24 protein-coding genes, 1 tRNA gene and 1 pseudogene are annotated in these 24,506 nt (G+C 66.0%); 4 read left to right on the forward strand and 22 right to left on the reverse strand.

Annotated features, from left to right (window positions below; genetic code table 11):
* Positions 1–4: 4 nt before the first annotated feature.
* The 14 genes from nuoF to F7Q96_RS21345 form a co-directional block, all read right to left on the reverse strand.
* A complete protein-coding gene (nuoF, locus tag F7Q96_RS21280; RefSeq protein WP_053821438.1) occupies positions 5–1,300 on the reverse strand; it encodes an NADH-quinone oxidoreductase subunit NuoF in 1,296 nt (431 codons plus the stop codon).
* A gap of 1 nt (position 1,301) precedes the next feature.
* Positions 1,302–1,802, reverse strand: coding sequence for an NADH-quinone oxidoreductase subunit NuoE (nuoE, locus tag F7Q96_RS21285; RefSeq protein ID WP_053821437.1), 501 nt, complete (start codon positions 1,800–1,802; stop codon positions 1,302–1,304).
* A gap of 166 nt (positions 1,803–1,968) precedes the next feature.
* On the reverse strand, positions 1,969–3,222 hold the full coding sequence (locus F7Q96_RS21290; RefSeq protein ID WP_053821436.1) for an NADH-quinone oxidoreductase subunit D: 1,254 nt from the start codon (positions 3,220–3,222) through the stop codon (positions 1,969–1,971).
* 19 nt (positions 3,223–3,241) lie between these two features.
* Positions 3,242–3,841 (reverse strand): NADH-quinone oxidoreductase subunit C, encoded by a 600-nt coding sequence (locus F7Q96_RS21295; protein WP_053821435.1) that lies wholly within the window; start codon positions 3,839–3,841, stop codon positions 3,242–3,244.
* Between the two features lies 1 nt (position 3,842).
* A complete protein-coding gene (locus F7Q96_RS21300; RefSeq protein WP_151023252.1) occupies positions 3,843–4,325 on the reverse strand; it encodes a NuoB/complex I 20 kDa subunit family protein in 483 nt (160 codons plus the stop codon).
* 6 nt (positions 4,326–4,331) lie between these two features.
* Complete coding sequence (locus F7Q96_RS21305) at positions 4,332–4,691, reverse strand: NADH-quinone oxidoreductase subunit A (protein WP_006576543.1); 360 nt, start codon at positions 4,689–4,691, stop codon at positions 4,332–4,334.
* Between the two features lie 169 nt (positions 4,692–4,860).
* Positions 4,861–4,945 (reverse strand) — tRNA-Leu (locus tag F7Q96_RS21310).
* Between the two features lie 199 nt (positions 4,946–5,144).
* The gene (gene secG / locus F7Q96_RS21315; RefSeq protein WP_053821434.1) at positions 5,145–5,513 is read right to left on the reverse strand and encodes a preprotein translocase subunit SecG; all 369 of its coding nucleotides are present in this window, start codon (positions 5,511–5,513) and stop codon (positions 5,145–5,147) included.
* Positions 5,514–5,558: 45 nt separating this feature from the next.
* The gene (tpiA, locus tag F7Q96_RS21320) at positions 5,559–6,299 is read right to left on the reverse strand and encodes a triose-phosphate isomerase (RefSeq protein ID WP_053821433.1); all 741 of its coding nucleotides are present in this window, start codon (positions 6,297–6,299) and stop codon (positions 5,559–5,561) included.
* A 170-nt stretch (positions 6,300–6,469) separates the two neighbouring features.
* Complete coding sequence (locus F7Q96_RS21325) at positions 6,470–6,754, reverse strand: hypothetical protein (RefSeq protein WP_006577038.1); 285 nt, start codon at positions 6,752–6,754, stop codon at positions 6,470–6,472.
* Positions 6,755–6,911: 157 nt separating this feature from the next.
* Positions 6,912–7,922 carry an NAD(P)H-quinone oxidoreductase gene (locus tag F7Q96_RS21330; protein WP_053821432.1) on the reverse strand — a complete coding sequence of 337 codons (1,011 nt, stop codon included), beginning with the start codon at positions 7,920–7,922 and terminating at the stop codon, positions 6,912–6,914.
* 211 nt (positions 7,923–8,133) lie between these two features.
* Positions 8,134–10,305 (reverse strand): polyribonucleotide nucleotidyltransferase, encoded by a 2,172-nt coding sequence (gene pnp, locus F7Q96_RS21335; RefSeq protein ID WP_053821431.1) that lies wholly within the window; start codon positions 10,303–10,305, stop codon positions 8,134–8,136.
* A gap of 519 nt (positions 10,306–10,824) precedes the next feature.
* Positions 10,825–11,094 (reverse strand): 30S ribosomal protein S15, encoded by a 270-nt coding sequence (rpsO, locus tag F7Q96_RS21340; protein WP_006577035.1) that lies wholly within the window; start codon positions 11,092–11,094, stop codon positions 10,825–10,827.
* A gap of 197 nt (positions 11,095–11,291) precedes the next feature.
* A complete protein-coding gene (locus F7Q96_RS21345; protein ID WP_053821430.1) occupies positions 11,292–12,539 on the reverse strand; it encodes a branched-chain amino acid ABC transporter substrate-binding protein in 1,248 nt (415 codons plus the stop codon).
* A gap of 131 nt (positions 12,540–12,670) precedes the next feature.
* Here F7Q96_RS21345 and F7Q96_RS21350 point away from each other — a divergent pair, with 131 nt between their 5' ends.
* Positions 12,671–13,195, forward strand: coding sequence for a hypothetical protein (locus F7Q96_RS21350; RefSeq protein ID WP_053821429.1), 525 nt, complete (start codon positions 12,671–12,673; stop codon positions 13,193–13,195).
* A 32-nt stretch (positions 13,196–13,227) separates the two neighbouring features.
* Here F7Q96_RS21350 and F7Q96_RS21355 read toward each other — a convergent pair whose 3' ends face one another.
* From F7Q96_RS21355 to F7Q96_RS21390, 8 genes and pseudogenes are all read right to left on the reverse strand, one after another.
* Complete coding sequence (locus F7Q96_RS21355) at positions 13,228–14,502, reverse strand: hypothetical protein (RefSeq protein WP_151023254.1); 1,275 nt, start codon at positions 14,500–14,502, stop codon at positions 13,228–13,230.
* Between the two features lie 269 nt (positions 14,503–14,771).
* Positions 14,772–16,310 carry a 2-isopropylmalate synthase gene (locus F7Q96_RS21360; RefSeq protein ID WP_053821427.1) on the reverse strand — a complete coding sequence of 513 codons (1,539 nt, stop codon included), beginning with the start codon at positions 16,308–16,310 and terminating at the stop codon, positions 14,772–14,774.
* A gap of 364 nt (positions 16,311–16,674) precedes the next feature.
* Positions 16,675–17,178, reverse strand: a complete 504-nt coding sequence (lysM, locus tag F7Q96_RS21365) for a peptidoglycan-binding protein LysM (RefSeq protein ID WP_006577031.1) — start codon at positions 17,176–17,178, stop codon at positions 16,675–16,677.
* Between the two features lie 213 nt (positions 17,179–17,391).
* The gene (gene pssA / locus F7Q96_RS21370) at positions 17,392–18,279 is read right to left on the reverse strand and encodes a CDP-diacylglycerol--serine O-phosphatidyltransferase (RefSeq protein ID WP_053821426.1); all 888 of its coding nucleotides are present in this window, start codon (positions 18,277–18,279) and stop codon (positions 17,392–17,394) included.
* A gap of 26 nt (positions 18,280–18,305) precedes the next feature.
* Positions 18,306–18,950, reverse strand: a complete 645-nt coding sequence (locus F7Q96_RS21375; protein ID WP_006577029.1) for a phosphatidylserine decarboxylase — start codon at positions 18,948–18,950, stop codon at positions 18,306–18,308.
* Positions 18,951–19,144: 194 nt separating this feature from the next.
* Positions 19,145–20,197: pseudogene (ilvC, locus tag F7Q96_RS21380) on the reverse strand (ketol-acid reductoisomerase); the annotation flags it as partial.
* Between the two features lie 88 nt (positions 20,198–20,285).
* Complete coding sequence (gene ilvN, locus F7Q96_RS21385) at positions 20,286–20,777, reverse strand: acetolactate synthase small subunit (RefSeq protein WP_006577027.1); 492 nt, start codon at positions 20,775–20,777, stop codon at positions 20,286–20,288.
* The gene (locus F7Q96_RS21390; protein ID WP_053821425.1) at positions 20,777–22,540 is read right to left on the reverse strand and encodes an acetolactate synthase 3 catalytic subunit; all 1,764 of its coding nucleotides are present in this window, start codon (positions 22,538–22,540) and stop codon (positions 20,777–20,779) included. The genes ilvN and F7Q96_RS21390 overlap by 1 nt, the downstream gene beginning before the upstream one ends.
* Positions 22,541–22,842: 302 nt before the next feature.
* On the opposite strand from F7Q96_RS21390, the gene F7Q96_RS21395 reads away from it, so the two are divergent.
* The 3 genes from F7Q96_RS21395 to F7Q96_RS21405 form a co-directional block, all read left to right on the forward strand.
* On the forward strand, positions 22,843–23,409 hold the full coding sequence (locus F7Q96_RS21395) for an RNA polymerase sigma factor (RefSeq protein ID WP_053821424.1): 567 nt from the start codon (positions 22,843–22,845) through the stop codon (positions 23,407–23,409).
* Positions 23,406–23,834, forward strand: coding sequence for a DUF3619 family protein (locus tag F7Q96_RS21400; protein WP_053821423.1), 429 nt, complete (start codon positions 23,406–23,408; stop codon positions 23,832–23,834). Before F7Q96_RS21395 ends, F7Q96_RS21400 begins: the two co-directional genes overlap by 4 nt.
* On the forward strand, positions 23,809–24,506 hold a 698-nt coding region (locus F7Q96_RS21405), incomplete at its 3' end, for a DUF3106 domain-containing protein (RefSeq protein ID WP_249041698.1). The genes F7Q96_RS21400 and F7Q96_RS21405, both read left to right, overlap by 26 nt.

Here is a 24,506-nt window from a genome sequence, read left to right on the forward strand (position 1 = left end):
ACGCTTAGATGTAGGCCGGAACCATGCACTGCTTGTGTTCGACGTGATATTCGAACTCTTTCCAGTAGTGCTTGAGCATGCCGCGGACCGGCATCGCCGCCGCATCGCCGAGCGCGCAGATCGTGCGGCCCATGATGTTTTCGGCAACGTTGTTGAGCAGGTCCAGGTCTTCCTGGCGGCCTTCACCATGCTCGATGCGGTTCACCATGCGGTAGAGCCAGCCGGTGCCTTCGCGGCACGGCGTGCACTGGCCGCACGATTCTTCGAAGTAGAAATAGGACAGGCGCAGCAGCGAGCGAACCATGCAGCGCGTCTCGTCCATCACGATCACGGCGCCCGAGCCCAGCATCGAGCCGGCCTTGGCGATCGAGTCGTAATCCATGTCGGACGCCATCATCAGGTCGGCCGGCACCACCGGCGCCGACGAGCCGCCCGGGATCACCGCCTTGAGCTTCTTGCCGCCGCGCATGCCGCCGGCCAGTTCCAGCAGCGTCGCGAACGGCGTGCCGAGCGGGATCTCGTAGTTGCCGGGACGCTCGACGTCGCCCGAGACCGAGAAGATCTTGGTGCCGCCGTTGTTTGGCTTGCCCATCTTCAGGTAATTCTCGGGACCGACGGCCAGCAGGAACGGCACCGCGGCGAAGGTCTCGGTGTTGTTGATCGTGGTCGGCTTGCCGTACAGGCCGAAGCTGGCCGGGAACGGCGGCTTGAAGCGCGGCTGGCCCTTCTTGCCTTCCAGCGATTCGAGCAGCGCGGTTTCCTCGCCGCAGATGTACGCGCCATAGCCGTGATGGGCATGCAGCTGGAAGCTGAAGCCCGAGCCAAGGATGTTGTCGCCGAGGAAGCCGGCCGCGCGCGCCTCTTCGAGGGCTTCCTCGAAGATCTTGTATTCGTTCCAGATCTCGCCGTGGATGTAGTTGTAGCCCACGGTGATGCCCATCGCGTACGCGCCGATGGCCATGCCTTCGATCAGCGCGTGCGGGTTGTAGCGGATGATGTCGCGATCCTTGAACGTGCCCGGCTCGCCCTCGTCGGTATTGCAGACCAGGTACTTCTGGCCCGGGAACTGACGCGGCATGAAGCTCCACTTCAGGCCGGTGGGGAAGCCCGCACCGCCGCGGCCGCGCAGGCCCGAGGCCTTGACGTCGGCGATCACCTGCTCGGGCGGCACCTTCTCGGTCAGGATGCGCTTGAGCTGCTGATAGCCGCCGCGCTTGACGTAGTCTTCCAGATGCCAGTTCTTGCCATCCAGCCCGGCCAGGATCAGCGGCTGGATATGGCGGTCGTGCAGACAGGTCATATTACTTGTCCCCCTTGGCAGCGGCTTCGGCCTTGAGCTCGTCGACCAGTGCGTCGAGCTTGGCGTCGCTCATGAAGCTGCACATGCGGGTGTTGTTGACGATCATCACCGGGGCGTCGCCGCAGGCGCCCATGCACTCGCCTTCCTTCAGCGTGAAGGTGCCGCACGGGGTCGTCTCGTTGTAGTCGATGCCCAGCTTGCGCTTGAGGTAGTCGCCGGCGCGTTCGCCGCCGGACAGTGCGCAAGGCAGGTTGGTACAGACGGTCAGCTTGTAGCGGCCGACCGGCTTGGTGTCGTACATGTTGTAGAAGGTGGCCACTTCCTCCACCCACACCGGCGGCATGTCGAGGTACTTGGCCACGAATTCCATGACTTCCGGGGACACCCAGCCCACTTCGCCCTGCGCCACGGCCAATGCCGCCATCACGGCCGATTGCTTCTGGTCGGCCGGATACTTGGCGATCGCGCGATCGATTTCCTTGAGAGCTTCTGCTGATAGCATGGTCGTTGCCGTGGTGTTGCCTAATGCGCCGATTTACAAGCGAAACGCGCCAGCCGGTGGCGCGGTCCGCATCAGTTGCAGCCGTCGCTGCGTTGTCCTCGCAGGCATGAGCCCCATGCCGGCTTGCCGCGGTCGGTCCGGATCGTCGTCCGGAGGCGGCACGTCGTTAGCGGTCGATCTCGCCGAACACGATGTCCTGCGTACCGATGATCGTCACCGCGTCCGCGATCATGTGGCCCTTGGCCATTTCGTCGAGCGCGGCCAGGTGGGCGAAGCCCGGTGCGCGGATCTTCAGACGGTACGGCTTGTTCGCGCCGTCGGAGATCGCGTAGATGCCAAACTCGCCCTTCGGGTGTTCCACCGCCGCGTAGGTCTCGCCCTCGGGCACGCGAATGCCTTCGGTGAAGAGCTTGAAATGGTGGATCAGCTCTTCCATGTTCGACTTCATGTCGACGCGCGACGGCGGCGTGACCTTGTGGTTGTCGCTCATCACCGGGCCCGGATTGCGGCGCAGCCAGTCGACACACTGCTTGATGATGCGGTTGGACTGGCGCATTTCTTCCACCCGCACCAGATAGCGCGAATAGCAGTCGCCGCCCACGCCGACCGGCACGTCGAAATCGACCTTGTCGTAGACCTCGTAGGGCTGCTTCTTGCGCAGGTCCCACTCGATCCCCGAGCCGCGCAGCATCGGGCCGGTGAAGCCCATTTGCAGCGCGCGCTCCGGGCTGACCACGCCAATGCCGACCAGGCGCTGCTTCCAGATCCGGTTGTCGGTCAGCAGCGTCTCGTACTCGTCGACGTACTTCGGAAAACGGTTGGTGAAATCCTCGATGAAGTCGAGCAGCGAGCCGGAGCGCGCCTCGTTCATCGCCTTGATTGCCCGCTCGTTGTGGACCTTGGACGCCTTGTATTGCGGCATCGTGTCAGGCAGGTCGCGGTAGACGCCGCCCGGACGATAGTAGGCCGCGTGCATCCGCGCCCCCGACACCGCCTCGTACATGTCGAACATGTCCTCGCGCTCGCGGAACGCGTACAGGAACACCGCCATGGCGCCCACGTCGAGCGCGTGCGAGCCGATCCACATCAGATGGTTCAGCAGACGCGTGATCTCGTCGAACATCACGCGGATGTACTGCGCGCGGATCGGCACGTCGATACCGACCAGCTTTTCGATCGCCATCACGTAGGCGTGTTCGTTGGCCATCATCGACACGTAGTCGAGACGGTCCATGTACGGCACGCTCTGGATCCAGGTCTTCTGCTCGGCCAGCTTCTCGGTGGCACGGTGCAGCAGGCCGATGTGCGGATCGGCGCGCTGGATCACCTCGCCGTCCAGCTCCAGCACCAGACGCAGCACGCCGTGCGCCGCCGGGTGCTGCGGACCGAAGTTCAGGGTGTAATTCTTGATATCTGCCATCGCGGGTTCTCAGTGCCGGTCAGTGCTTCAGGCCGCCGTAGTTTTCCTCGCGGATCACCCGTGGCGTCAGCTCGCGCGGTTCGATCGTGACCGGCTGATAGATGACGCGCTTCTGCTCGGGGTCGTAGCGCATCTCGACATAGCCGGACACCGGGAAGTCCTTGCGGAACGGATGGCCGACGAAACCGTAGTCGGTCAGGATGCGGCGCAGGTCCGGATGGCCTTCGAAGATGATCCCGTAGAAATCGAACGCCTCGCGCTCGAACCAGTTGACCGAGTTCCACACGTCGATCAGCGACGGGACCACCGGCATGTCGTCGTCCGGCGCGAACACACGGACGCGCAGGCGCCAGTTATGCGTCAGCGACAGCAGGTGCGAGACCGCGGCGAAACGCGGACCGTCCCAGGCACCGTCGCCATAGGTGGAATAGTCGACGCCGCACAGGTCGATCAGCTGCTCGAAACGCAGCGACGGATCGTCGCGCAGCACGCGGGCGACTTCGAGGTAGTCGTCGGCCTTGACGATCAGCGTCAGCTGGTCGAACGACTCCACCAGCTTGCCGATGCGATTGCCGAGCGCCTTCTCCAGCGCGGACTTCAGGGTATCGAGCTTGGCCATGTCAACCCTTGCGCGCGATGGTGTTGGTGCGGCGGATCTTGTTCTGCAGCTGGATGATGCCGTAGATCAGCGCTTCGGCCGTCGGTGGGCAGCCCGGCACGTAGATGTCGACCGGCACGATCCGGTCGCAACCGCGCACCACCGAATACGAGTAGTGATAGTAGCCGCCGCCGTTGGCGCACGAGCCCATCGAGATGACCCAGCGCGGCTCGGCCATCTGGTCGTACACCTTGCGCAGCGCGGGGGCCATCTTGTTGCACAGCGTGCCGGCCACGATCATCACGTCCGACTGGCGCGGCGACGGGCGGAAAATCACGCCGAAGCGGTCCATGTCATAGCGCGACGCGCCGGCATGCATCATTTCCACGGCACAGCAGGCCAGGCCGAAGGTCATCGGCCACAGCGACCCGGTGCGGGTCCAGTTGATCAGCTTGTCAGCGGTAGTCGTGACGAAGCCTTCGTTCAGAACGCCTTCGATTGCCATTTCACATCACTCCCAATCGAGCGCGCCCTTTTTCCAGATGTAGACGAAGCCCACGATGAATTCCAGCAGAAACACGCCCATGGCGATGAAACCCGGCCAGCCGATGTCCTGCAGGGCGACGCCCCACGGGAAAAGGAAAGCGGTTTCGAGATCGAACAGAATGAAAAGGATGGCGATCAGGTAATAGCGCACGTCGAACTTCATGCGCGCGTCCTCGAACGCCTCGAAGCCGCACTCGTAAGGCGAGAGCTTGGCGGCGTCGGGCTTGTTCGGACCCAGGATCCGGCCGATCGACATCAGCGCGAGGCCGAGCACCACGCCGAAGATGATGAAGACGAGAACGGGGAAATAGGCTTCGAGATTCAAGGTACGGCCAGCCTTATCTGGAATGTTGTCAACAGCACCAGCTGAAGCGGCGTCCTGTTGCCCACCCCAAGCGCCCAACGCCATTGCGCAGACATCACGGCGCCGCCTTGCGGACTGCCGGAGTCCCTCACCGGGGCATTGCCCGGGAGCAGACTCCGATCAAGTTGTTTGGTGCCGACGGCGAGACTCGAACTCGCACAGCTTTCGCCACTACCCCCTCAAGATAGCGTGTCTACCAATTTCACCACGTCGGCTGGGGGAGAAACAATATTGCCTGGCGCCGGGTTTCAAGCCCTTCGGATCGCTGGTTTTGCGGCCATTTTTGCTATTTGGCTGCGTCGCCAGGAACCGTCGCTGGGGAATCGTTTCAAGCCCTGCATTCTAACCCATGATCGCCACTTTGTTCAATGCACAAGTGCAAAATGTTCGGCAATCCCGGGCGCGAATGCCGGATTATTTCGGCACGGCAGGAGCGGCCGGCGCCGATGCGGCGGCGGCCGGCACCGAGGCAGCGGGCGCCGAGGCGGCCGGGGCCGGAGCGGTCTGCGGAGCGGCGCCCATCACGCCCAGCGAGGCGGAAGGACGGTAGTTGCCCAGCAACGTCAGCGCCAGCGTGCAGACGAAGAACAGCGTGGCCAGGATCGCCGTCGTGCGCGACAGGAAGTTGGCCGAGCCGGTGGCGCCGAACAGGCTGCCCGAGGCGCCCGAGCCAAACGCCGCGCCGACGTCGGCGCCCTTGCCGTGCTGCAGCAGCACCAGCCCGATCACGCCCAGCGCCGACAGCACCTGCGCGACCATCAATAGAGTTTTCAGAATTGCCATGGATTCGATTCGCTTGCCTGATTCAGACGGTCGGTGCGGCCGGCATCAGGCGTTGCCGATCGCGAGAAAATCTTCGGATTTGAGGGAGGCGCCGCCGATCAGACCGCCGTCGATATCGGCCATCGAGAACAGCTCGGCCGCATTGTCCGGCTTGACGCTGCCGCCGTACAGGATCGCCATGCGCTGCGCCACGCCGGCGTCGCGCGCGGCGACCTGGGCGCGCAGGAAGGCGTGCACTGCCTGGGCCTGCTCCTTGCTGGCGGTCTTGCCGGTACCGATCGCCCAGACCGGCTCGTAGGCCAGCACCACGCGGCCCAATTGTTCCACCGACAGCGCTTCCAGCACGGCCTGCAGCTGCCTGCCGACCACGGCCTCGGTCTCGCCCGCTTCGCGCTGCGCCAGCGTCTCGCCGACGCAGATCACCGGCACGATGCCGAATTCGAGGGCCCGCAGCGCCTTGGCGGCGACGGCGGCATCGCTCTCGCCATGATAGGTGCGGCGCTCGGAATGACCGACCAGCACGTAGCTGACGCCGAACTCGGCCAGCATCGACGCCGCCACCTCGCCGGTGAAGGCGCCGCGCGCCTCGGCCGACACGTCCTGGGCGCCCCAGGCGACCGGGCTGCCCGCCAGCAACGCCTGGCACTGCGCCAGGTAGGGGAACGGCGCGCACACCGCGAGGCTCGCGCCCGACGTGACGCCGGCCTTGATACCGTTCAGCAGGGCCTCGTTGGCAGCCAGGCTGCCATGCATCTTCCAGTTGCCGATGACGAGCTTTTGTCTCACGAAAGCGCCTCTCAAAATCAAACCCGCAATTGTACCGCGCCGAGTACCCGGGCGCTACGACCGCGCGACACCCTGCGCCGTCGCGTCACACCGCCAGGCGCGATCGCGCTGAAGCCCGGCGGCGTGGCGCGGCACGTCCCGCCAGCCTGACGCCGGGCAACGGCCGGCGCTCAGGGGGCCAGGCGTGCCGGCGCCTGGGCCGCCGCCCGCGCCTCCATCCGCTCCATCACCCTCTTCGACACGCGGTAGGAATGACAGGCCTCGACGCAGCAAATACAGGGAAAGAGGCAGCGCAGGCAACAGCATAGCCAGCCCCGCCACGTTCCCGCCCGCTCCAGCTCGGGCTGGACGAGCGCGGTCAACTCGTCGATATCCTGCTGCGTCAGCGCGCCGGGGTCCTCCGACGGCGACAGTTGCGGGCGAATGGTCTGGGGTGCGATTCGATTGGTCTGCATGGCAAGCTCCTTGGTAGTGACCGATGCCGGTATGGCCAAGGAAGTATTCGCCGCCAACTCGCCGGGACTGTCTCGTTGCCACCCCGATTTCAACTTCTGCCCCGCCGGACGCGCATGCGACAGAAAGCGGCCGGCCATCGCCCGGCCGCTTTGGCCGTCAGCCTTGCCAGGTCAGCACGATCTTGCCGACGTGCTCGCTCGACTCCATCAGGCGATGGGCGTCGGCGGCCTGCGCGGCCGGGAAGACCTGGTGGATCACCGGCTTGATGCTGCCGTTGGCCAGCAGCGGCCACACATGTTCGTGCAGAGCCCGCGCGATCTCGCCCTTGAACGAGGCCGGGCGTGGCCGCAGCGTCGAGCCGGTGACGGTGATGCGTCGGCGCAGGATGTCGCCAAGCGGAATCTCCGCCTTGGCGCCGCCCAGCAGCGCGATGATCACGATGCGGCCATCGTCCGCGATGCACGACAGTTCGCGCGCCAGATACGGGCCCGCCACCATGTCGAGGATCACGTCGACGCCGCGGCCGCCGGTCAGCGTCTTGACCTCGGCGGCGAAGTCCTGGGTCTTGTAGTTGATCGCGCGGTCGGCGCCGAGCTCCTCGCAGGCGCGGCACTTCTCGTCGCTGCCGGCGGTGACGAAGACCTTGTGGCCGAGCGCCTTGGCGATCTGGATCGCGGTGGTGCCGATACCGCTCGACCCGCCCTGGATCAGCAGCGTTTCTTCCTTGCCGCGCGGGCCGCGTCCGAGATAGCCGCGATCGAACACATTGCTCCACACGGTGAAGAAGGTCTCGGGCAAGGCCGCCGCCTCGATATCGCTCAAGCCCTGCGGCACCGGCAGGCACTGCGCCAGCGGCGCGGTGCACAGCTGCGCGTAGCCGCCGCCCTGCACCAGCGCGCAGACGCGGTCGCCCACTTTCAGGCCGAAGCGATTGTCCGGATGCGACAGGTCGCCGCCGACGACCTCGCCGGCCACCTCGAGCCCGGGCAGGTCGGACGCGCCCGGCGGCACCGGATAGTTGCCGGTGCGCTGGAACACGTCGGGCCGATTGATGCCGGCCGCGGCGACGCGGATCAGGACCTCACCGGGACCGGGCGCAGGATCGGGACGCTCGGTCAATTGCAACACGTCGGGGCCGCCGTATTCGCGGATCTCGATGGCTTGCATGCTGGCTCCTTGAAACTCGAAACCGCGCCTGGCGCGCGGCAGGGATGCGGAAAGGGAAAAAAGAAAGCGCGAACTGGCGCGCTTGCCCTGAGGGACTGGCGGCAGTGTAAACAAAAAAACGGCCGGGCATCGCCCAGCCGTTTTTCCATACGCTTTGCGCCTGACCGGGAAACCGTCGCCCCGCTTGCGCGGAACGGCGGCCCGGTTCGGCTTACTGCTGCTCGCCGCCGGCCGGTTCGGCCGCCGCCGCCGGTGCTTCGGCATTGGCCAGCGGAGCGATCGAACCGCCCTCCTCGGCCATCGCCGCCTTCAGCGACAGACGCAGGCGACCCTTCTCGTCGGCCTGGATCAGCTTGACGCGGACCTGCTGGCCTTCCTTCAGCCAGTCCTTGATGTCCTTGACGCGCTCGTTGACGATCTCCGAGATATGCAGCAGACCGTCCTTGCCCGGCAGGATGTTGACGATGGCGCCGAAGTCCAGCAGCTTCAGCACGGTGCCGTTGTAGATCTTGCCCACTTCGGCTTCCGCGGTGATGCCCTCGATGCGGCGCTTGGCCTCGGCCATGCCCTCGGTCGAGGTCGACGCGATCGTGATCGTGCCGTCTTCCTGGATGTCGATGGTCGTGCCGGTTTCCTTGGTCAGCGCCTGGATCGTCGAGCCGCCCTTGCCGATCACCTCGCGGATCTTGTCCGGGTGGATCTTCATCGTGATCATGCGCGGCGCGTGTTCCGACAGCTCGGTGCGCGCATGGCCCATCGCCTCCTGCATCTTCGACAGGATATGCAGGCGGCCTTCCTTGGCCTGCGCCAGCGCGACCTGCATGATTTCCTTGGTGATGCCCTGGACCTTGATGTCCATCTGCAGCGCGGTGATGCCGTTGTCGGTACCCGCCACCTTGAAGTCCATGTCGCCGAGGTGGTCCTCGTCGCCCAGGATGTCGGTCAGCACGGCGAACTTGTTGCCTTCCAGGATCAGGCCCATGGCCACGCCGGCCACGTGCGCCTTGACCGGAACGCCGGCGTCCATCAGCGCCAGGCAGCCGCCGCAGACCGAAGCCATCGACGACGAACCGTTCGACTCGGTGATTTCCGACACCAGGCGGATCGTGTAGGCGAACTCGTCCTCGGCCGGCAGCACCGGAATCAGCGCGCGCTTGGCCAGACGTCCGTGCCCGATCTCGCGGCGCTTGGGCGAACCGACGCGGCCGGTCTCGCCGGTTGCGAACGGGGGCATGTTGTAGTGGAGCATGAAGCGATCGCGGTATTCGCCGGCCAGCGCGTCGATGATCTGCTCGTCGCTCTTGGTGCCCAGCGTGGCCACCACCAGCGCCTGCGTCTCGCCGCGGGTGAACAGCGCCGAGCCGTGCGCGCGCGGCAGCACCGACGAACGGATCTCGATCGGACGCACGGTGCGGGTGTCGCGGCCGTCGATGCGCGGCTCGCCGGCCAGCACCTGGCCACGGACGATCTTCGCTTCCAGATCGAACAGGATGTTGCCGACCTCGACCTTGTCGAACTCGACGCCGGCCTCGGCCAGACGGGCCTCCACCGCGGCGTAGGCTTCCTTGACCTTCTGCGAGCGGGCCGACTTCTGACGGATCTGATAGGCCTCCTGCAGCAGCGGCGAGCCGACCTCGGCCACCTTGGCGATCAGCGCCTCGTTCTTCGGCGCCGGAGCCCAGTTCCACTCGGGCTTGCCGCCTTCGCGCACCAGCTCGTGGATCGCGTTGATCGCGACCTGCATCTGTTCGTGGCCGTAGACCACGGCGCCCAGCATCACCTCTTCGGACAGCTGGTTGGCTTCCGATTCGACCATCAGCACGGCACGCTCGGTGCCGGCGACCACCAGGTCCAGCTCGGAGCTTGCCAGCTGGCTGCGGGTCGGGTTCAGCAGGTACTGGCCGTTCTGGTAGCCGACGCGCGCGGCGCCGACGGGACCGTTGAACGGAATGCCCGAGACCGCAAGCGCGGCCGAGGCACCGATCAGCGCCGGGATATCGGCCGGTACTTCGGGGTTCAGCGAGACGACGTGGACGACCACCTGCACGTCGTTATAGAAGCCCTCCGGAAACAGCGGACGCAGCGGACGATCGATCAGGCGCGAGGTCAGCGTCTCGTTCTCCGACGGACGGCCTTCGCGCTTGAAGAAGCCGCCCGGGATCTTGCCGGCGGCATAGGTCTTCTCGATGTAGTCGACCGTCAGCGGGAAGAAATCCTGGCCCGGCTTGGGCTGCTTGGCGGCCACCACGGTGGCCAGCACCACGGTGTCCTCGACATCGACGAGCACCGCGCCGCCGGCCTGGCGGGCGATTTCGCCGGTTTCCATGCGGACCGTATGCTGGCCCCACTGGAATTGCTTGACGACCTTGTTGAACATGGACATGAGCGTTCCCCTTTGTGCTTGCACGGCGACGGGCCAAATGCCCGCCGGCGTGCCGGCGCCCGCGTGATGCAGCCGCGGGCATTGCTGCCGGATCGCTGTCAGGCGCGGTCGCAGGGAAGTGCTATGCCATTCCAGCGCGTCACCGTGGCGGCCGCAGCGATCAAGGTCAAACGATCGCTGCCGATATCCGATGAGGCGCTGGAATGACACAAAGCCCTGGTTCCTTGCCGGACTCCGGTGTCATGAATGAAAAGAACGATTCAACTTACTCCGTTGCACATCGTGGTGCAACGGCAACGGTGTCCGGCCTGGCCGGCCACCCGCGGCGCAATCGGATTGCCGGCATTCGCCGGCTTGGCCAATCGGCCGCGCAAAAACAAAATGCCTGCATCAGCAGTGCTGACGCAGGCATCCTGGCGTCACGCCGGGGCGTGCGGTGCGAGGACCGACAGTGCCGACCATGCCGGCATCGGCATCGCCATCCTCGTCCCTTCCCCGATCCGAGCAGCCTGGCGCAATTTACTTGCGCAGACCCAGCTTCTCGATCAGCGCGCGATAACGATCGGCGTCGTTCGACTTCAGGTAGTCCAGCAGGCGGCGACGACGGCTCACCATGCGCAGCAGACCGCGGCGGCTGTGGTGATCCTTCATGTTGGCCTTGAAGTGCGGGGTCAGTTCGTTGATGCGCGAGGTCAGCAGAGCGACCTGGACTTCGGGGCTGCCGGTGTCGTTGGCGCCACGGGCGAACTGCTTGATGACTTCGGACTTGTTGATATCGGCTACGGACATGATGTTTCCTTTCACTTGCGAACGTCGCAGCGCCAGGGCCGCGAACGTCGTGCGGGATAAAAATGCGGCTGGTGCCGCACACTGCATTGCCGCCGGACGCGCCCGCGTTGCCGCGAGTGCCGCCTGAACGACAGCCGCGCATTATAGCGCAACTGGAGTTGCCGGGCAAAAGCGCCCGGGCCGGGGCCTGCGCGGGCCTACGGGCGCTCCATCTTGCAGGTCGTGGCGCGCGTGGTCTGGGCCGCCTTCAGCCGCTTGACCGTGCGGAAGCCGAATCCCGAACCTTCGTTGTCGAAGCGCACGTCCCCGCCCTGGCGCTCCATCATCGACACATAAAGGGGCTGCAGCACCTGGTGGTCGTCCGCGCGCACGGTGGCGTCGTGGAAGTCGTTGACGTAACGCATACCCTCCAGCGCCCGCGCGACCTTGACCGCATCGGTGGAACCGGCCTGTTCGATCGCCCTTGCCAGCATCTCGACCATCATCTGCATGCGCAGATGCACGTAGTCGTCCTTCGGCTCGGGATAGCGGTTGCGGAAGGCCTGATAGAAGGCGTCGGAGGCGGCGCCGCCGACGTTCGGGTGCCATTCGGCCACCGCCAGCACGCGGCCCACGCCGGCATCGCCCATCGCGGCCGGGGCACCGAGGCCATTGCCGTAGAAGGTATAGAACTTGGCGCCCAGCCCGCCCTCGCGCGCCGCCTTGACCATCAGCGTCAGGTCGTTGCCCCAGTTGCCCGAGATCACCGCGTCGGCGCCGCTGGCCTTGATCTTGGCGATATATGGCGCGAAGTCCTTGATCTTGCCGATTGGATGGAATTCGTCGCCGACGATCTTCACGTCGGGCCGCTTGGCCGCCAGCATGTCCCGCGCAAGCCGCGAAACCTGATGACCGAAGCTGTAGTCCTGCGCGATCAGGTAGACACGGCGCACGCTGGCGTCGGCACGGATCACCTCGGTCAGCGCCTCCATCCGCATGTCGGCGCCGGCATCGAAGCGGAAATGCCAGAAGCTGCAGTTCTCGTTGGTCAGTGCCGGATCGACCGCCGAGTAGTTCATGAACAGCACGCGCGCATCGGGCTGGCGCGCGTTGTGCCGGTTCACCGCGCCGACCAGCGCCGCGGCGACCGCCGAGCTGTTCCCCTGCAACACGAACGGAATGCGGCGGTCCACCAGCGCGCGGAACTGGATCAGGCTCTCGTCGACATTGCCCTTGCTGTCGAAGGTGACCAGCTCCAGCGGGCGCTGCCCTTCGGCGGTGCGCACGCCGCCGCGCGCGTTGACCCGATCGATCGCAAGCCGCAGATTGCGCACCACCGCTTCGCCGGCATTGGCGAACGGCCCCGACAATCCGTCGATCATGCCGAGCCGGATCGGCTCCTGCGCCGATGCCGCGCCCGCCGCCAGGGCCAACAGGCAAGCCCCCAGCCACCCCTTCACAACCATCGATCGACCTCCGCGAAAGCGCAGCATGGTAAGGCAGCGCTCACCACCTTGCAATCGCGCCGGCGCTGCGATGCGGCGCCTGCGGCGCTACACTGCCGCTATTCCGTTGCCATGAAGGATCGAGGATCGCAATGAATGCACTGAAGAGCATTGGCCGCTGGCTGGCGCTGGGCGTGGCGGGCGCGCTGTTGACGGCCTGCGTCATCCTGCAGCCCGTACAGGAGGCGCAGAAACTGATCGGCGCGCCGGAGAGCACGGTGCGCGCGACCTTCGGCGAGCCGACCGACATCTTCCGGCTCGACGACGGCACCGTGCGCTGGATCTATTCGAAGCAGCCACTGGGGCGCCAGGCCTATGCGGCCGACTTCGATGGCAGCGGCAAGCTGACGCGCTTCCGCCAGATGTTGACCACCACCGAGCTGTACAAGGCGCGGATCGGCATCTGGACCAAGCGCGACGTCGCCGAGCATTTCGGCCTGCCGCGCGAGCCGACGCAGTACTTTCCGCTGATGCGCCGCGATGTCTGGTCGTACCGCTTCCTGCACGAGGAGAACTGGCCGTCGCTGTTCCACTTCTATTTCGACGATGCCGGCGTGCTGCGGCAGACCCAGATCACCCCCGATCCGCTGGCCGATCCGCGGGAAACGATCCGCTAGGCACCGTGCCGCCTGATGCCGCCTGATGCGGCTCAGTGCCGGCCATGGCGCGCTGGCAACGTGGGCGGCGGCACCAGCCGGCTGCGCGAACATCCCGGCATGCCCCTGGCCGGCTCGAGGTCCATCGCACACTCGCGGGTTGCCGGCGGCTCGCCACCGTGCTTGCGAACGATGTCGAGCACCCAGGCATCGGCCGGTCGGGCCTGGACCCTTGCTTGCGCGCAATCCCATATCGTCTGCCCAGCCCGGTTGCGTCGCTCGGCAAAACGCGGGCCCGCGCTCCCGGTGTTTTCCGAGTCTGTCTTTGCCGCCTGCTGCAGGAAGCGCAGCACCGATGCCCTGTCGCCATGGAGTACGGCAAGGTGGACCGGGGTATTGCCGTAGTAGTCGGAGGCGAAGATGCGCGGGGTGGTCTCTCCCCCTTCTGTCGCCCCCGCTCCCGCGTTGGCGACACCGGCCCCGCGGCATTCGAGCGCCTCGATGGCGATCTTCATGAACAGCGAATCGAGCACCGGGCCGGTCGCGAGTCTTGGGTCGCGCGCGACGTGGTGCAGCACGGTGCTGGCGTCATCGTCGAAGCGCTCCAACGCGCTGCCGTCGTATCGCAGGAATTGCATGACGGCCTCGGGCGAGGCGATCCGGCCGCGAAAGATGTCATGAACGTCGGACGGATTCTGCCTGTCGAGCCCGCGCATCAGTTTCAAGCGGTCGGCCTCGATCGATTCGCGCTTCGCCTTGACCTCGTCCGCCGGCAGCAGGCAGCGGAGCTCGTGAAGCAACCGCCGTTCGTCCCGCCATTCCCGCCGCCCCGAACTTCCCAGGCAGCGAAGCCAGTTCCACAGGGCCTTCAATGCGGGCCAGCGAGATTCGCTGACGGTCGCCCATGCCGCCTTGCCGCGCCGGTCGACGACGACGGTGAAGCGCTTTGAGCAGGCGCGCCCATGCACTTGCAGCAAGCCGCCCGCGGCCACGTGTTCCAGCGCCGCGTTCCGGCCGACGGTGTCATAGGGATGCAGTCGATCCAGATCGACAGCGCTGACCACGCCCGCGCGCAACTGCCCGGCCAGGCTTTCGGCCAGCGTCCTTTCCTCGCGACGATCCCGCCGCGACGCAGCACACCAATTGGACAGGCACTGCAGATGGGGGGCGGCGTACTGCCTGTCCCAGTTGAAGCGATAACAGCGATCCCCAACGATCAATGGGGATCCCAGAGCGATGCGCTGCTTGTCCGGCTCCCCGAGCGTCTTGATCTGTTTCACATCGAGCACCGTGCATGGCACGGCAAACTCACTGACTGCCAACGACATCGACATTCCTCAACGAAGGGTCACAAGCCAGCCACCAAACCACCGAATACATGTCCATGCATTGGTGGCGAATCGTGGCCGCGATGTTCGTCGAGTCATTGCCGGCCCGCTTCCAGCTTTCATGGCCACATTGCGTTTTGTGGCATGTACGACAGCCAGGCTGCTGCGCGGCACCCATAAAAAACGCCGGCGGTCCGTGAGTCGAAGCTCACGAACCACCGGCGTTGCGCCTGCGTCGGCCGGCGGGTTCTTCCGTCCCCGCGCTGCGATCAGATCTGCGGATTGATCTTCTGCACCGCCTTGTCGTGCAGCTTGTTCAGCGCGGCCAGGTAGGCCTTGGCCGAGGCCGCGACGATGTCCGGATCGGTGCCGACGCCATTGACGATGCGGCCGGCCTTGGACAGCCGCACCGTGACCTCGCCCTGCGCCTGGGTGCCGGTGGTGATCGCGTTGACCGAATACAGCACCAGCTCGGCGCCGCTGTTCACCTTGCCTTCGATCGCGTGCAGCGTGGCATCGACCGGGCCGTTGCCCTCGCCCTCGCCGGTGCACTCCTGGCCATCCATGTTGAACACCACGCGCGCATGCGGCCGCTCGCCGGTTTCCGAGCGCTGCGACAGCGAGATGAAGCGATAGTGTTCGTTGGCATCATGGGCCTCGTCCGAAACGATGGCCATGATGTCTTCGTCGAAGATCTCCGCCTTCTGGTCGGCCAGCTCCTTGAAGCGGGCGAAGGCGGCATTGACCTCGCTCTCGCTGTCGAGCTCGATGCCCAGTTCCTGCAGGCGCTGCTTGAACGCGTTGCGGCCCGACAGCTTGCCGAGCACGATCTTGTTCGCGGTCCAGCCCACGTCCTCGGCCCGCATGATCTCGTAGGTGTCACGCGCCTTCAGCACCCCATCCTGATGGATGCCCGACGCGTGTGCGAACGCGTTGGCGCCGACCACGGCCTTGTTCGGCTGCACCACGAAACCGGTGATCTGCGAGACCAGCTTCGAGGCCGGCACGATCTGCGTGGTATCGACGCCCACATCGAGGTTGAAGTAGTCGCGCCGGGTCTTGACCGCCATCACCACCTCTTCGAGGCTGGTGTTGCCGGCACGCTCGCCCAGGCCGTTGATCGTGCATTCGATCTGGCGCGCGCCGCCGAGCTTGACCGCGGCCAGCGAGTTCGCCACCGCCATGCCGAGATCGTTATGGCAGTGCACCGACCACACCGCCTTGTCCGAATTCGGAATGCGCTCGCGCACCGAGCGGATCAGCGCGGCATAGCCTTCGGGCACCGCATAGCCGACCGTGTCCGGCAGGTTGATCGTGGTCGCGCCCTCGTCGATCACGGCCTCCAGCACGCGGCACAGGAAGTCCATGTCGGAGCGGCTGCCGTCTTCCGGCGAGAACTCGATGTCGTCGGTGAACTGGCGCGCGAAACGCACCGCCAGCCGCGCCTGCTCGTAGACCTGGTCCGGCGTCATGCGCAGCTTCTTTTCCATATGCAGCGCCGAGGTCGCGATGAAGGTATGGATGCGGAAGGAATTCGCGGGCTTGAGCGCCTCGGCGGCACGGGCGATGTCCTTGTCGTTGGCGCGGGCCAGCGAGCAGATGGTCGAGTCCTTGACGGTCTGCGCGATCGCGCGGATCGCCTCGAAGTCGCCGTTCGAGCTGGCGGCGAAGCCGGCCTCGATCACATCGACCTTCAGGCGCTCGAGCTGGCGCGCGATGCGGATCTTCTCCTCGCGCGTCATCGAGGCGCCGGGCGACTGCTCGCCGTCGCGCAACGTGGTATCGAAAATGATCAGTTTGTCCGACATGGAAAACGCTCCTGGGGAATAAGTGCTCGAACGGGTTTCGGCGGTTTCTGTTCCGGTGCCCCGCTGCCTGCCAGTCGCATCGTCGCCGCTCGCTGCGGCCCAATGCAAAACGCCCCGGCGTGCAGGGATGCAGGCCGGGGCGTGGATAAATCCTGTGCGACTTCGCGTGAGGCTATCGCTTCCTCAGCGCGCGCGCGTCCCGACCTGGCTGCCTAGTAGGCTACCTAGCAGGGTACGGGCGAGTCGGGCTTGGCGCGAAATCATGGCAGCGAATATAGCCGAGATGGCAACGACGCGCAACACGCGGGTTTTCCCCAGCGGCCGCGCGGCTGCGCCCCGCGCAACGCGGGGCTCGTGCAAGCGGTCAGGCCTGGGGCGGAATGCGCAGCTTCTGGCCCGGATAGATCTTGTCCGGGTGCGACAGCATCGGCCGGTTGGCCTCGAAGATCGCGTTGTAGGCGTTGGCCTTGCCGTAGTACTTCTGCGCGATCGCCGACAGCGTGTCGCCCTTGGCCACGGTGTGCCATTGCGCCGATTCAGACTCGACATTGACCGACATCTTGTCCTCGACCTGCTCGACGCCTTCGACGTTGCCGCAGCACAGGATGATCTTCTCGCGCGTGGCCTGGTCCGGCGCCACGCCGAACACCGTGACCTTGCCCTGGGCGCCGTCGACCTGCACCGACAGCCCGGTCGCGTCGAGACCCATCTTGCGGATGTAGTTCTCGATCGCTTCGCCGGCGGTGCGGTTGGCCGCCTCGGCCTGCTGCGCGGCATCGGCGGGCGCGGCCTGGGCCGGCTCGGCGGCCTTGGCTTCGCGGCCGAACAGCTTCTCGCCTGCTTCCTTGATGAAATCCAGCACGCTCATGGGATTCTCCTTGTTTCAGTGGCAAGTCGGTAGCCGATCGCGGCTACGCGGCGGGCCGCCATGCCTTCGCGGCATGACGCCTCGGCAACATACCGCGAATTGGACGGACATCACAAGCGGGGAATCGCAAGCAAACGCAAAAACAAAAAAGGCGCCGAAGCGCCTTTCCCGTTCATCAAATCGACATCCGCGGCTGCTCCGCGCGGCCCGGCGTCAATCCGAGCCGCCCGCCTGAGAGCGCGCCACGGCGCCCCGCTCGCCATGCATCGCGCGCCAGCCCCACAGCACGTAGCCGGAGATCGCATAGCCGACGAACAGCCCGAACAGCGCCACCGGCGGATCGCTGGACACCACCACGAACAGCACCATCACCAGGATCATCACGCCGAAGGAGACGCGATGGCGCACGTCGAGGGCCTTGCCGCTGTAGAACGGCGCATTCGTGACCATCGACAGCCCGGCATACAGCGTGATCGCGAACGCCACCCACGGCATCCACAGTTCGCGCACCGGCAGCTTGTTGTCGATCGCCAGCCAGACGAAGCCGGCTACCAGCGCCGCCGCGGCCGGGCTCGGCAGGCCCTGGAAGAAGCGCTTGTCGATCACGCCGATATTGGCGTTGAAGCGCGCCAGACGCAACGCGGCGCAGGTGCAATAGACGAAGGCCGCGATCCAGCCCCACTTGCCGAGGTCCTTCAGGATCCATTCGTACATCACCAGCGCCGGCGCGACGCCGAACGAAGTCATGTCGGACAGCGAATCGTACTGCTCGCCGAAGGCGCTCTGCGTGTTGGTGATGCGGGCCACGCGGCCGTCCATGCCGTCGAGCACCATCGCCGCGAAGATCGCGATCGCGGCGACATCGAAGCGCATGTTCATCGCCTGCACGATCGCGAAGAAGCCGGCGAACAGCGCGGCCGTGGTGAAGGCGTTCGGCAGCAGGTAGATGCCGCGCCGGCGCGGCCGCACGTATTCGACCTCGAGCTCGTCGTCGTCCGCCGGATCGATCTCGGCGCCCCGCATCTGGTTATGGCGGAACGGCCGCAGATGGGTCACGTTGCCGCCGATCACGCGCTTGTTGCGACGATTGAATGCACCCATGCCGAATCTCCTCGATCGCTCGTGGCTCAATCCAGCTCGGCGAGGATCGTCGACGAAGCCGAGACCTTCTCGCCGATCGTCACGCGCGGCCGGGCGTCGAGCGGCAGATAGACGTCGACGCGCGAGCCGAAGCGGATGAAGCCGTAGCGCTGCCCGCGCGCGACCGTGTCGCCGACGCGCGTATAGCAAAGAATGCGCCGCGCGATCAGGCCGGCGACCTGCACCAGCGTGACGACCTTGTCGTCGCCGGCGCGGCGGATCACCACCGCGTTGCGTTCGTTCTCGGTCGAGGCCTTGTCCAGGTCGGCGTTGACGAACTGGCCGGGGAAATAGTCGATCTTCTCGACGGTGCCGTCGACCGACACGCGGTTCGAATGCACGTTGAACACGTTCATGAACACGCTGATCTTCAGCGCCTCGCGGCCGGCGTAGGGATCCTGGGTCTTCTCGACCGCGACGATGCGTCCGTCGGCCGGCGCCAGCACCGCATTGGGCTGGGTCGGGATCGGCCGCGGCGGATCGCGGAAGAACTGCAGCACGAACACCGTGATGATCCAGAGCGGCAGCGCCCACCAGAATCCCGCGCTGGCATGCACCAGCAGCGAGATGACAAAAGCGCCGGCCAGGAACGGCCAGCCTTCACGGGCGATCAGCGGATGGGGATAGTTCATGCAGGTGGGAAAGAGGTCAATGGGGGTCAGTCAAGTCTGACAAGGATAACAAAAAGCCGCCCAGCCCTCGCCCGTTTCCCTCGGCGGACCATGGTCTGGCCATGGCGACCGCCTCCGGTGGGGACGGAAGGCTGAACGGCTGCAGGGCGCAGGCCGCGCCAGCCGGCAACCCGGCGGCGCGGCGTTCGGCACGCTTAGTTCTTGGACTGGTCGACCAGCTTGTTCTTGGCGATCCAGGGCATCATCGCGCGCAGCTTGGCACCCACTTCCTCGATCTGGTGCTCGGCGGTCAGGCGGCGGCGCGAGATCAGCGTCGGCGCGCCGGCCTTGTTTTCGAGCAGGAAGCTCTTGGCGTATTCGCCGGTCTGGATGTCCTTCAGGCACTGCTTCATGGCCTTCTTGGTCTCCTCGGTGACGACGCGCGGGCCGGTCACGTATTCGCCGTACTCGGCGTTGTTGGAGATCGAGTAGTTCATGTTGGCGATGCCGCCTTCATAGATCAGGTCGACGATCAGCTTGAGCTCGTGCAGGCACTCGAAGTAGGCCATTTCCGGCGCGTAACCGGCTTCGACCAGCGTTTCGAAGCCGGCCTTGATCAGCTCGACGGTACCGCCGCACAGCACGGCCTGCTCGCCGAACAGGTCGGTCTCGGTCTCTTCGCGGAAGTTGGTCTCGATGATGCCGGCACGGCCGCCGCCGTTGGCGGTGGCGTACGACAGCGCGATGTCGCGGGCGGCGCCCGACTTGTTCTGGTGCACCGCGATCAGGTGGGGCACGCCGCCGCCCTGGCTGTAGGTCGAACGCACGGTGTGGCCCGGGGCCTTCGGCGCGATCATGATCACGTCGAGGTCGGCGCGCGGGATCACCGCGCCGTAGTGCACGTTGAAGCCGTGGGCGAAGGCCAGCGCGGCACCTTCCTTGATGTTGTCGTGCACTTCGTTCTTGTAGACGTCGGCGATCTGCTCGTCCGGCAGCAGGATCATGACCACGTCGGCGTCCTTGACAGCCTCGGCCACTTCCTTGACCTGCAGGCCGGCGTTGACGGCCTTGTTCCACGACGCGCCATTCTTGCGCAGGCCGACCGTCACCTTGACGCCCGAGTCGTTCAGGTTCAGCGCGTGGGCGTGGCCCTGCGAGCCGTAGCCGATGATGGTGACGTTCTTGCCCTTGATCAGGGACAGGTCGGCGTCCTTGTCGTAAAACACTTTCATGATGATTCCTTCGCTCTTTTTCCGATGTTGGGAGTCGACGACGCGCCGCGCATGTCATGGGCGCCGGCGCGCCGCCGTCGATACTGCAATGGGGTAGGGTGGGTTGCCGCGCGAGAGACCGGCGTCAGACCTTCAGGATGCGCTCGCCGCGGCCGATTCCCGAGCCGCCGGTACGGACGGTCTCCAGGATCGCGCTGCGGTCGATCGCATCGAGGAAGGCATCGAGCTTGCTGCCGTTGCCGGTCAGCTCGATCGTGTAGGTCTTCTCGGTGACGTCGATGACCCGGCCGCGGAAGATGTCCGCGGTGCGTTTCATCTCCTCGCGCTCCTTGCCGACGGCGCGCACCTTGACGAGCATCAGCTCGCGCTCGATGTGCGCGCCCTCGGTCAGGTCGACCACCTTGACTACCTCGACCAGCCGGTTCAGATGCTTGGTGATCTGTTCGATCACGTCATCCGAGCCGGTCGTCACGATCGTCATCCGCGACAGCGAGGCATCCTCGGTGGGCGCCACGGTCAGCGTCTCGATGTTGTAGCCGCGCGCCGAGAACAGCCCGACCACGCGCGACAGCGCGCCCGGTTCGTTCTCCAGCAGGACCGAAATGATGTGTCGCATCACAGGTCCTCCGCGCCGAGCAGCATTTCCGAAATGCCCTTGCCCGCCTGCACCATCGGCCAGACGTTTTCGGTCGGGTCGGTCTGGAAGTCCAGGAACACGGTGCGGTCCTTCAGGCGGAAGGCTTCGCGCAGCGCCGGCTCGACGTCGGCGGTCTTCTCGATGCGCATGCCGACGTGGCCATAGGCCTCGGCCAGCTTGACGAAGTCGGGCAACGCGTCCATGTAGGAATGCGAGTAGCGGTTGTCGTACTCGATCTCCTGCCACTGGCGCACCATGCCCAGGTAGCGGTTGTTCAGCGCGCAGATCTTGACCGGGGTGTCGTACTGCAGGCAGGTCGACAGTTCCTGGATGCACATCTGGATCGAGCCCTCGCCGGTCACGGTGACGACCTCCTTGTCCGGGAACGCCTTCTTGATGCCCATCGCGTACGGCAGGCCCACGCCCATCGTGCCGAGGCCGCCGGAGTTGATCCAGCGGCGCGGCTGGTCGAACTTGTAGAACTGCGCGGCCCACATCTGGTGCTGGCCCACGTCCGAGCAGACGAAGGCATCGCCGCCGGTCAGTTCCCAGATCTTCTCGATCACGTACTGCGGCTTGATGATCTCGGAATTGCGGTCGTACTTCAGGCAGTCGACCGAGCGCCATTGCTCGATCTGCTCCCACCAGCGCGACAGCGCTTCGCGGCGGGGCTTGACGTCGCTGGCCTGCAGCTGCGCGATCAGTTCCTGCAGCACGTCCTTGACGTTGCCGACGATCGGGATGTCCACCTTGACCCGCTTCGAGATCGACGAGGGATCGATGTCGATATGGATGATCTTGCGCGGCTGCGAGGTGAAGTGCGCCGGGTTGCCGATCACGCGGTCGTCGAAGCGCGCCCCGATCGCGATCAGCACGTCGCAGTTCTGCATCGCCATGTTGGCTTCGTAGGTGCCGTGCATGCCGAGCATGCCGACGAACTGCTTGCTGGTGCCGGGGAACGCGCCCAGGCCCATCAGCGTGTTGGTGACCGGATGGCCGGTCAGCGCGGCCAGCTGGCGCAGCTCGTCGCTGGCATTGGCCAGCACCACGCCGCCGCCCGAATAGATCAGCGGCCGCTCGGCGCTCTGCAGCAGCGCCAATGCCTTGCGGATCTGGCCCGAATGCCCCTTGTTGACGGGGTTGTACGAGCGCATGTCGATCGCCTTCGGATACTCGTAGCGGCAGGCGTTGCGCGACACGTCCTTCGGGATGTCGACCACCACCGGGCCGGGGCGGCCGGTCGCGGCGATGTAGAAGGCCTTCTTGATGGTCGCCGCCAGATCGCGCACGTCCTTGACCAGGAAGTTGTGCTTGACCACCGGGCGCGTGATGCCGACCGTGTCGCACTCCTGGAAGGCATCCTGGCCGATCGCGTGGGTCGGCACGTTGCCGGTGATCACCACCATCGGAATCGAGTCCAGATAGGCGGTGGCGATGCCGGTGACGGCATTGGTCACGCCGGGACCCGAGGTCACCAGCGCGCAGCCCACCTTGCCGGTCGCACGCGCATAGCCGTCCGCGGCGTGGACCGCGGCCTGCTCGTGGCGCACCAGGATGTGCTCGATTTTCTTTTGCTTGTACAGCTCGTCGTAGATATACAGCACTGCGCCGCCGGGATAACCCCAGACGTATTCGACGCCTTCTTCGGCAAGTGCGTGGACGAGGATTTCCGCCCCGATCATTTCGGGTGCGGCGGATGAATTGCTGTCGGCGTGGGAGAATTCCGCGCTGGGCATGTTCATGTCAGTCCTTTGCAATTTTCGGCAAAAAATTGTTTGGATGCTCTCTGCCGGGCTTGTGGCACGGGTTCAAGCGGTGCGCGTCTGCATGGGAGACCGCCTCATAAGCGGCCAGATGAGACAACCACTGATGTCGTGAACCGTCGATGATACTGCATCGCACCAGCGCGGTCTATGACCTCGTATCGTGTCGCCGGGGCGACACGGCCGCCCGGTTATTTGCTAGCATCGCCGCATTTTGCTGATTTCCGGGCTGCCGGCCGCCCCGTCCTGGTGCGGTATTGCCGGCCGCTCTCGCCCGCCGCATGGCAACCGAACAGGAACTATCCGATTTTCTCGCCAGCGCCGAACGCCGCGCCTTCAAGCACGCGGTCTTCGCGGTACGGGACGAACAGGCCGCCCTGGACATCGTCCAGGACGCCATGATCAAGCTGGCCGAAAAATACGGCGACCGCGGCCCCGCCGAGTTGCCGCCGCTGTTCCAGCGCATCCTGCAGAACACCATCCACGACTGGTTTCGCCGCCAGAAGGTGCGCAACACCTGGGTCACGCTGTTCTCTAACCTGCGCGACGAGCGCGACGGCGAGGACGCCGACCTGCTGGAGGCGCTGGAGAGCGAGCCGGGATCGCAGGCCGCCGAGAGCAGCGCCGACCGGTTCGAGCGCGTGCAGACCATGCGCATCATCGAAGAAGAAGTCCGGCGCCTGCCCACCCGTCAACGCGAGGCCTTCCTGCTGCGTTACTGGGAGGATATGGACGTCGCGGAAACGGCCGCTGCCATGGGATGTTCCGAAGGCAGCGTCAAGACCCACTGTTCGCGCGCCACGCATGCCCTGGCGCAGGCGCTGCGCGCCCGGGGACTCCGACTATGAACAGCAGAAACGCATCCGAGATCGAGCAACGCCGCCTGGCCCGGCAGATCACCGCCATGCTGGACGCCTCCGCCAACCAGGTGCCGGACGATATCGCCGCCCGGCTGGCCACCGCACGCCGCGTGGCGCTGTCGCGCCGCCGCGTCGAAGCGCCTCAAACATCACCTCGTCTGGCGACGACCGGACCGTCGCTGCACGGCGACGTGCGCCGGTCGATGCGGCCGCTGGGCGACTGGGTGCGCCGCCTCGGCCTGGTATGGACGCTGGTCGCCCTGGCCGGCGGACTGGCCGGCATCTACCAATGGCAGCAGCAGCAACGGATCGAGGAACTGGCCGATGTCGACGCCGCGATGCTGCTCGACGAACTGCCTCCGGCCGCCTACGCGGACGAGGGTTTCCATGTCTTTCTCAAGCATGGCGAATAAGGCCGAGCGTGTCGGCGCGCGCGGCGCTGTCGCGCTGTGGCTCGGCGCGGGCCTGAGCGCCGCGGCGCTGTGGTGCGTGACGCCGCCGGCCGCGCATGCGCGCGATGCAGTCGAGCCGGCCACCAAGGCATCGAGCCCGGCCACCAGCCACGCGGTCCGTGCCGTCCGTCCCACCTGGGCGGAGCTGACGCCGGCGCAGCAGCGCGTGCTGGCGCCGCTGGCCGGCCAGTGGAACACGCTGACCGAAGTCCATCGCCGCAAGTGGCTGCGCATCGCCGCCCGCTTCCAGGAACTGGCGCCGGCCGAGCAGCAGCGCCTGCACGCGCGCATGACTGAGTGGGCGCAGATGACGCCGGAGCAGCGCCGGCTGGCGCGCGAGAACTTCCAGATCCATCGGACCGTGCCGGTCGAGCGCAAGACCGAGGCCTGGGACCGCTACCAGCAGCTGCCCGAGGCGCAGAAGCGCCAGCTCGCCGAGGCCGCCAAGGTGCCGCCGCACCCGGGCGCGGTCAGCGCGCTGCCGTCCAGCCGCAAGCCGCCGATCTCGACGACGCCGCCGGTACGGCCGATGCCGCACGCGACGGGCGCCGCCTCCGTGCCCGCCGCCGCGGCGAGCGCCGCGGCCGTACTGTCGGCCTCCGCCGCGCTGGTGCCAGGCGCCACCGCGGCCAG

Origin of the sequence: Cupriavidus gilardii (assembly GCF_008801915.1) — a bacterium.
Lineage (GTDB): Bacteria > Pseudomonadota > Gammaproteobacteria > Burkholderiales > Burkholderiaceae > Cupriavidus > Cupriavidus gilardii.